An 8,574-nucleotide genomic window follows, 5' to 3' on the forward strand; every position below is an offset into this window, starting at 1 on the left:
ACTACCAATGAATTTAAGAGAAAAATACCTTATACCAAATGACAGCATTATAACGATTGCCGGTACAGTTGGTGTCGGGAAATCGACGATGACAAAGGCCTTGGCGAATGCATTACAGTTTAAAACATCCTTTGAAAAAGTGGACACAAATCCATATTTGGAAAATTTCTATGCAGACTTTGAGCGTTGGAGTTTCCATTTACAAGTCTACTTTCTAGCTGAGCGCTTCAAAGAACAAAAGAAAATCTTTGAATACGGCGGTGGCTTTATCCAGGATCGTTCTATCTATGAGGATACTGGTATATTTGCTAAAATGCATTACGAAAATGGAACGATGTCAAAAACGGATTATGACACCTATACAAATCTATTTGAAGCCATGGTGATGACCCCTTACTTCCCACACCCTGATCTACTTATTTATTTAGAAGGTTCATTTGACGAAGTCGTGGACCGTATTCAAGAACGTGGTAGGGAAATGGAGAAAAGCACACCTAATTCATATTGGGAAGAAATGTACAACCGTTATTCCAATTGGATTGATAACTTTAATGCCTGCCCAATTTTGCGCATTAATATCTCAGATTATGATCTAATGAAAAAAGAAGATTCCATTGAGCCAATCCTTGAAAAAATTGGCCATTTTATTCAGCAGTCCAGACGCTGGAAATCCAGAGAAATTATAAAATAAAACCAAACTATTAATTGAAAACACCCTATTGTAAAAGAGTGCCAATCTGGCTTCTTCACATAGGGTGTTTTATATGACGATGGCAGGCTCAACAGTTAAATAAAAATCCAGATGGCAACCAAAACAATAGCGAGTATAGCCCAAAAGAAAAATTGCTTGTTAAATCCTTTACTCTTTTTTCCCATTCAGCCTTCCCCCTAATCATTTATTGCTCATTAGCCATTCTTTTTACCAAGCTCTATCGAACGATCTCTTGCACTCTCGACACAGTTCCTTACAATCCGGTCAAAGTCATTCTCTTTTAATGCTTCGATACCTGCCTGTGTTGTTCCTGCTGGACTAGTGATTTTCTCTCGTAATACTTCTGCAGAATCACCTGACTGCTTCAACATTTCACCTGCTCCACGTACGGTTTGAGTAATTAAAGCCTTTGCTATTTCCTGATCAAGCCCAGAGTCGATAGCGGCCTTTTCCATTGCTTCTACCAAATAGTAAATGTAGGCAGGGCCGCTTCCAGAAATGCCCGTCACAATATGCATATCCTCTTCTTCTACAATAACGGTCGTACCAATTGTATCAAACAGCTCCTGTGCCATTACAATATGTGCTTCTTTCGCAAACGCACCCGCCGAAATGGCTGTTGCAGAGTATCCAATTGAAGCAGAGGTGTTTGGCATGGCGCGAATGACTGGAATGTCTTGACCAGTAAGGGAGGCGATATAGTCTGTAGAGATTCCGGCAATCACAGAAACAAGCAACTGATCTTGCTTGATATGTTCCTTAATAGAGTTTACTGCTGCCTCTAGATCGTAAGGCTTTGTTGCTAAAACCACAACATCAGCATCCCTCACAACATCCGCTTTATCTTGCATGCTTGTAATTAAATACTTTTCCTCAAGACGTTCTACTCGTTCTTTATTACTCTTATTCGTTACGATAATATCATCGTTTTCCAATACATTGGCCTGAACAATCCCAGAAATAATGGATTCTGCCATAGAGCCTGCTCCGATAAAGGCAATCTTCTTCATTTTCTATTCCTCCTTTTTATTTCAAAACATCTAATAAAAAAACTCACTCCATCCTGAATCATCTCAGGACGGAATGAGTTTCCGCGGTACCACCTATATTGGCATATTTATGCCCAGCTTTTATTGTCAACACAGTTCCACTGCGGTTAGCTTTTTACTAACTACTCTCAGGCAGGTTCATATACGCTGTCCCCAATGGAATTTTTCAGCCGGTGAATTCCAATCTCTTTCAGGCGCTTATATACTACTAGTCTGATCAACGTCTTATTATTAATTTTTATTACTATATGTCTTCAAAGCAAAAAAGTCAAGATATAATGTTAGAAAACTCGCATTTGCTCGCCCTTTAGCAAATGCGTACTTTTTTTTATACTTGGAACCTCAGAATTTCAACTGCGTCGACTTTGCTTCCTTGCTGAAATTTTATACTTTCCTAACGTGTAAAGAAAAAAACCGCTACTAAGTAACGGTTTTTTTTATCTCCAAATTTTATGCGCTATTTAAATTAATGGAGGAGGTAGAGGGATTCGAACCCCCGCGCGGTTTGACCCGCCTGTCGGTTTTCAAGACCGATCCCTTCAGCCAGACTTGGGTATACCTCCGTGGCAACAGAATATAATATATCATGCTCAAAAAAAGATGTCAATTATTTTTCTACAAAAAATTTAAAGATGTCGAATAACATGAAAGAAGACTAAATTAGTTTAACCAAAAAATAGATTCTCCAACAATGCTAAGAACACGATTGAGCCAAGAGCAATTGGAATAGAAATGAATAGTTTAGTTCGAAACCTAATACCTTCAAACCTTTTATACACCTTGTTTACTATACGATAACCAATTATAAGCAATAGTATAGCGACAATCGTGGCTAGAAAGTCAACATAGGTAAACGGTTTACTAATAAATCTATCAAGGGGGAAGTTAATGGCAAAAAGTAAAGAAAACAAGACAAATTGATACATAGTAAACCTAACAATATTTCTCATCGGTAGTTACCTCTATTCATGCTTTTATCGACAACTATCCACCATTGCTTACCTTCTCTCGAATACTTGTGACTATGAAATTATACTTCAATTACCAGCCCTAGTCTTTAATTTAGAAACATGAAGACAGCTAAAGGGTAATAAACCCTCTAACTGTCTAAAGATTATTTTCCTGTCCGCTCTGTAAACTCTTGTTTGATCTCCTCAAACAACGTACTATTTGTCAGAAGCTGTAGCGCAGTGAATGCTGACGCCTTCGCTCCTTTAATAAGTGCTTCATCGCCCTGTTCGGAGCGTGCAGCTTCTCGAAATGCTACTGTATGACCTATTAGATCGCTCGAGCCGATTTTGATGTGCGGATGGATGGTTGGTACCACCTGACTGACGTTTCCTGCGTCTGTGGAGCCTAAAGCCTTTCTTTCCTCCGTATTTACTACCTCTCCTAATTCTTCAGCTATTTCTTTAAATACTTGGTCAAATCGTTTGTTGACGACAAAGTTATCTACTTCATTTTGGAAAGCGATCACTTTCACATCAGCGCCTGTAGCTAATGCTGCTCCTTCTGCAATACCCTTTACTTTTTTCGTTACTTCGTTTAAAAGTTCTCGAGAACTAGCTCGGATATAAAATCTTGCTTTGGCGTAATCTGGTACTACATTCGGTGCATCTCCGCCATCTGTAATGATTCCATGAATGCGAACATCTGACGGAAGATGCTGTCGTAATGCATTAATGCCATTAAATAGCTGAATGACACCATCTAGAGCATTAATTCCTTTATCTGGATGGGCGGAAGCATGTGCTGGTTTTCCATGAAAAGCGAAATCAAGTGGATCTACCGCGAGACTCGGACCAGTTAAATTGGTCTCAGCACCTGGGTGTATCATAATCGCTGCATCAATATCTTCGAGCAATCCTGCCTTTACAAAGCTCCCTTTCGCACTTCCATTTGGGCCGCCTTCTTCTGCTGGGGTACCTAATACGACTAGTTCTCCTCCTACTTCGTCCAATACTTTACTAAGTGCAATAGCAGCTGCAGCACTTGTAGTACCAATTAAGTTATGCCCACACGCATGACCGATTTCTGGTAAGGCATCATATTCTGCTAAAAAGCCAATTCTTAAGCCCTCTTTTTCGCTTTTCTTTTTCGCAACGAATGCTGTTTCATGTCCTGCTACCCCTTTTTCTATTAAAAACCCTTCCTCTACAAGCAACTCAATTAAGCGACCAGATGCATAGTACTCTTGGTTTCCAATTTCCGGGTTATCATGAATATCATGACTTGCTTGAATGTATTTCTGTTTATTTTCTTCTATATTATCAACAATGATCTTCTTCACTTCTTCTAAACTTTTGGCAACAACACTCATTTTCTCCACCTCGTTTTTTTATTTTTATCTTATACATCTTACTCTCTCTTTTAATGACCAATTTCACTTAATGGTACAAATGTTGGAATGGAGTTTCCATCGCGTTCTTCAATAATAAAGTCTGCTACGTCATCAGACTGATAAATCTCTGCTAGTTTATTTAATGTTTCATCATCTTTGTCTTTCTCTTGTACGGCGATAATATTAATATACGGGGTAGCTGTTTCATCCTCATGGTAAATGGAATCATCCAGTGGGCTGAATCCTGCGTCCACTGCAATACCGTTATTGATGAGTGAGGCGTCTACATCAGGCAACACCCTTGGAGTCTGACCCGCTACAAGCTGTTCAAATTTAAGGTTTTTCGGGTTTTCTACGATTTTATCGACAGAGCCATTTCCGTCAAAGCCTTCTTCCAATTTAATTAGTCCTGCTTCTTCAAGAAGTAAAAGTCCCCGGCCCATGTTCGTTGCTTCTTTAGCTAAGGCAATCGTTCCACCTTCAGGGATATCTTCTACAGAATCATGCTTTTCAGAATAAAGACCCATTGGCGCGATAACCGTTGTTGCAATTGGAGTCAGGTCAAGGTCATGCTCCTCGATAAAGGCGTCAAAATATGAAACAGTCTGGAAAGCATTCACATCGATTTCTCCCTCAGCTAATGCTAGGTTCGGTTGCACATAGTCAGAAAAGCGAACAATCTCAACCTCTATTCCTTCTTCCTTGGCCTTTTCTGCTACATAATCCCAAATCGTTGTGTCAGATCCACTAATTCCTACTTTGACCTTCGTTGCAGCCTCCCCATTAGAACAAGCACTAATCACCAAACTCAAACTAACTAATAACAATAATAGACTTAACTTTTTCATGCTGTATCTTCTCCTTTTGTTTTGATTTTTGTATACGTCTAGCTCCAGCTCCCAGCGACTAGCGTGACTTCTTTCTCCTCCGTGCGATAAGTCAATATCAGCTCCCTTTGGTCGCTTTATTTCCTTTATCTCCTTTGGAGAAATCCAGTCCGTACGTCGCTAAACGGGCGCTGTCGCTTTTGATTTTATCTTCTTCTTATTTTTTTGGATAAAATATTTCCGGTGGATTGTAATCCCTGAACCATGACGACGAGTATTCCTACTGTTATTAGCATTACCATGGTGTCGAACCGCTGATAACCAAAGGTAATGGCCAGGTCTCCTAATCCGCCACCACCAACTGCTCCTGCCATGGCTGAGGCTCCAACCAATCCAATTGTTGCAATGGTTGCCCCTAACACGAGGGAACTAAGAGCTTCTGGTATAAGAAAGCGAATAATTATTTGCCAAGGTGTTGCTCCCATTGACTGGGCAGCTTCCATCACACCTGGATCTACTTCTAAAAGAGAATTCTCTATTAATCTTGCAATGTATGGTCCTGCAAATAACACCATTGGTACAATAGCTGCGGCGGTGCCTATTGAGGTTCCAACAACTAATCTCGTGAATGGAATAACTGCGACCATTAAGATGATAAACGGAATAGAACGAAATATGTTTACTATTGCATTTAAGACCGTAAAAATATACTTGTTTTCCCATAAGTGCCCTTTACGTGTTACAACAAGGACAATTCCTAATACCAACCCTATAATCATAGAGAAAAATAGGGCGACTGCTACCATTACAATGGTTTGCCATAACGCCTCTGTTATTGTTTGCCAATCAACCAACATCTGCTAACACTTCCTTTACACTTACTTTTTGCTGATGAATATGCATAATGACACGGTTAATCTCTTTTTCTTCCCCTTCAAATTGCACGATAAGATTTCCAAATGGTACGCCCTGTAATTCTGTGATACTACCAAACAGAACATTTACCTCTACCTCGTATTGCTTTGCAATTTGCGACAACAACGGTGTTCCAGTAGACTCACCAACAAAGACAATCCGATAAATTTGGTTATGTGCGTCTTGTTTTCTTACTAACTCATATACGGAATCTGGGATTTGATCATGCATCACCGTACTGACAAAGTTATGAGCTGTGGTCGTTTGCGGCTGAGAAAAGACATCAAATACAGAACCAGATTCGACTACTTTTCCATCTTCCAGCACAGCAACTTTATCGCAAATTTCTCTAATTACGCCCATTTCGTGCGTGATAATTAAAATGGTGATATTGTATTCCTGATTAATTTTCTTTAAAAGTTTTAAAATGGCATTTGTTGTATCTGGATCAAGGGCTGATGTTGCCTCATCACATAAAAGAATGGATGGCTGGGTTGCAAGAGAACGGGCAATCCCAACTCGCTGTTTCTGTCCCCCAGAAAGTTGATCTGGATAACTGTCAGCCTTGTCACGCAAGCCGACAAAGTCAAGTAGTTCATAAACACGCTTGGTTACTTCCTTTTTTGGAGTTTTGCTTAACAGTAAGGGCATTGCGACATTGGTAAACACGGTTTTCGAATTAAGTAAATTAAAATGCTGAAAGATCATCCCTATGTTTCGCTTTGCCTCCCGTAGTTCCTTAGGTGAAAGTGCTTGTAAGTTTTGCCCATTTACGGTTACTGTTCCGGATGTTGGCTGTTCGAGTAAATTAACACATCGAATGAGGGAGCTTTTTCCAGCACCACTAAACCCAATCACACCATATATCTCTCCCTCTTCTATGTGGAGATCCACATTATCCAGTGCTTTTACACCTTCTGCCTTTTCGCCGTATACTTTTGAAACCTGATCAAATGTAATCATCTACTTCCTCCTGCTCGTTATAGTTTCAAATTAAAAAGCCCCTTCTTATAAGTTAAGAAGAGGCAATAAACTAGTATCCTCCTCTTATCTTTACAGACCTTCGTCTGTTGGAATTGGCACGTTGCTTTAAAAGCACGTTGCCGAGGTATCAATGGGCCAGTCCCTCCACCTCTCTGGATAAGAAGTAATGCATATTTAATTTTGTCGTGTAGAAGAGTTATTTCGTGTGAAACGAAAAAATCCCTTCTTATAAAAATAAGAAGGGATCAGCTATGTACGATCATCCTCTTCTTATTTTTCAGGCTCGCATCGCCTGTTGGATTTAGCACAGTACTATTAAAAGTCCGCTGCCGAGATATCAATGGGCCAAGTCCCTCCATCTCTCTGAATAAGAAGTAATGCATATTTAATTTGTTGTTGCTACTTACAATACTACCAGCCTTGCAATCTGTCAACAGTTTTTTCTAATAAATTATTCAATTTCATTTTTTTACTTTTTAGCATAAATAAAAGATTACTAAAAAATAAAGAACCCTATCCTTTGAGTTACCACAAACAGATAGGCTTCTTTCTATGCAAGAGTTATTCCTTTGGTTCTAGATCTTCTAGAGAGTCAATATCCATATAAGCTGGTACTGCTAACCCAGTTTTGGCTCCCTCTAAGTTTGGTCCCAAGTCATCAAAATCATCTTCATATTGCTTATATAATTCTGCATGTGTTACTGGCATCCATACTGCTAATGATGCATCAGCACTCCCAGTTGCTATAGCCTCAAACATAATAGCTGGGTCAACTTGGGTAAGTGTCACATCAAACCCTTTTTGTTCTAATGCATTTTTTGCAACATTTGCTGTAAAAATTGCATCATCCCAAGGTAAAAGAGCGATTTCAATAGAAGTGCCATCCACAGAGTCTACACCTTCCGTCCATTCTGCAACTGTTTCTTGATTTTCCTTAGCCCAATCCTTTACTACTTCAGCATATTCCTTTTCCTGAGCCTCTAATAATGCTTCTTCTACATCTGGAAGCTCCAATTGTATGCGATCAATAATTGTGTAAGCTTCAGGCATTTCATCCTTTAGGCCTTTTCTAGCAATCGTTGTAATCTTTTCCTCATCACCATGAATACCTTTGGGATCCTTTAAATACTTTAAATCCCACTTGGCAAATTTATAATGTGGAGACCATGCACTAAAAATAATTGGTTCTTTATTATCAATAGCCTTACTTAATTGGGATAACATTGCTCCTGCCGAAGACAATTCCTGTTCCCAACCGGCAAGATTATCGTACGAATCTAAAACTTCTTCATTCTTCTTAGTTTGTCCAGCACCAGGCTCTGTACCAGTAATAGTATAATCTAATTCTTCACTAACACTTCCTTCTGCTTGTGCATCCTCATTACCTGATCCACAACCTGCTATCATAAGAGATAAGATTAAAACAATAAATATTCCTACTATTTTTCCTTTGAAATTCATCATGTTGTAAAAAATAACCTCCATTTTATCTACTATAATTTCAATATATTTGATGGTACGATCCCCGGCATGTTAGATCGCAAGCATGCAAGTTTAATGTTATACCTATTGGAGGATTGATTCAAAGTCTATAATCAGTTATTTCTGTATAAAAAGTTTGTAAAATTTTAATTTAACAGAGATTTCTTTGAGACATGCTTTTATTACGTCGTTTTACTCCGACTTACGCCTTTTTTGTACAATTTTGCTATAAAGGGAGTATCGATCATAGAGATACGAGGGAAA

The 8,574-nt window shown here is 39.0% G+C and carries 8 protein-coding genes, 1 tRNA gene and 2 riboswitches; of the genes, 1 reads left to right on the forward strand and 8 read right to left on the reverse strand.

Translation table 11 applies throughout. The features are described 5' to 3' along the window. Positions 1–7: 7 nt before the first annotated feature. Complete coding sequence (locus K3T81_RS16185) at positions 8–691, forward strand: deoxynucleoside kinase (RefSeq protein WP_238021043.1); 684 nt, start codon at positions 8–10, stop codon at positions 689–691. Positions 692–906: 215 nt separating this feature from the next. Here the strand turns inward: K3T81_RS16185 and proC are convergent, their stop codons facing one another. From proC to K3T81_RS16225, 8 genes are all read right to left on the reverse strand, one after another. Further along, positions 907–1,722: a pyrroline-5-carboxylate reductase gene (gene proC, locus K3T81_RS16190; RefSeq protein ID WP_238021044.1), complete on the reverse strand. Its 816-nt coding sequence runs from the start codon at positions 1,720–1,722 to the stop codon at positions 907–909. Positions 1,723–2,231: 509 nt separating this feature from the next. Further along, positions 2,232–2,324, reverse strand: a tRNA-Ser gene (locus tag K3T81_RS16195). Positions 2,325–2,426: 102 nt separating this feature from the next. Next, entirely contained in the window at positions 2,427–2,711 is a 285-nt protein-coding gene (locus K3T81_RS16200) for a hypothetical protein (RefSeq protein ID WP_106895342.1), read from the reverse strand. A gap of 164 nt (positions 2,712–2,875) precedes the next feature. Then, positions 2,876–4,081 carry a M20 family metallopeptidase gene (locus K3T81_RS16205; protein ID WP_238021045.1) on the reverse strand — a complete coding sequence of 402 codons (1,206 nt, stop codon included), beginning with the start codon at positions 4,079–4,081 and terminating at the stop codon, positions 2,876–2,878. Between the two features lie 50 nt (positions 4,082–4,131). Further along, complete coding sequence (locus tag K3T81_RS16210) at positions 4,132–4,950, reverse strand: MetQ/NlpA family ABC transporter substrate-binding protein (protein WP_036578138.1); 819 nt, start codon at positions 4,948–4,950, stop codon at positions 4,132–4,134. Between the two features lie 185 nt (positions 4,951–5,135). Further along, positions 5,136–5,786, reverse strand: coding sequence for a methionine ABC transporter permease (locus K3T81_RS16215; RefSeq protein ID WP_161464010.1), 651 nt, complete (start codon positions 5,784–5,786; stop codon positions 5,136–5,138). Beyond that, positions 5,776–6,807 carry a methionine ABC transporter ATP-binding protein gene (locus K3T81_RS16220; RefSeq protein WP_161464011.1) on the reverse strand — a complete coding sequence of 344 codons (1,032 nt, stop codon included), beginning with the start codon at positions 6,805–6,807 and terminating at the stop codon, positions 5,776–5,778. Before K3T81_RS16220 ends, K3T81_RS16215 begins: the two co-directional genes overlap by 11 nt. Positions 6,808–6,888: 81 nt before the next feature. Further along, positions 6,889–6,991, reverse strand: a riboswitch (SAM riboswitch). 104 nt (positions 6,992–7,095) lie between these two features. Continuing rightward, positions 7,096–7,202: riboswitch (SAM riboswitch) on the reverse strand. Positions 7,203–7,389: 187 nt separating this feature from the next. Further along, entirely contained in the window at positions 7,390–8,292 is a 903-nt protein-coding gene (locus tag K3T81_RS16225; protein ID WP_238021046.1) for a glycine betaine ABC transporter substrate-binding protein, read from the reverse strand. Between the last annotated feature and the right edge of the window lie 282 nt (positions 8,293–8,574).

This window comes from Oceanobacillus jordanicus (assembly GCF_022095695.1).
GTDB lineage: Bacteria > Bacillota > Bacilli > Bacillales > Amphibacillaceae > Oceanobacillus_B > Oceanobacillus_B jordanicus.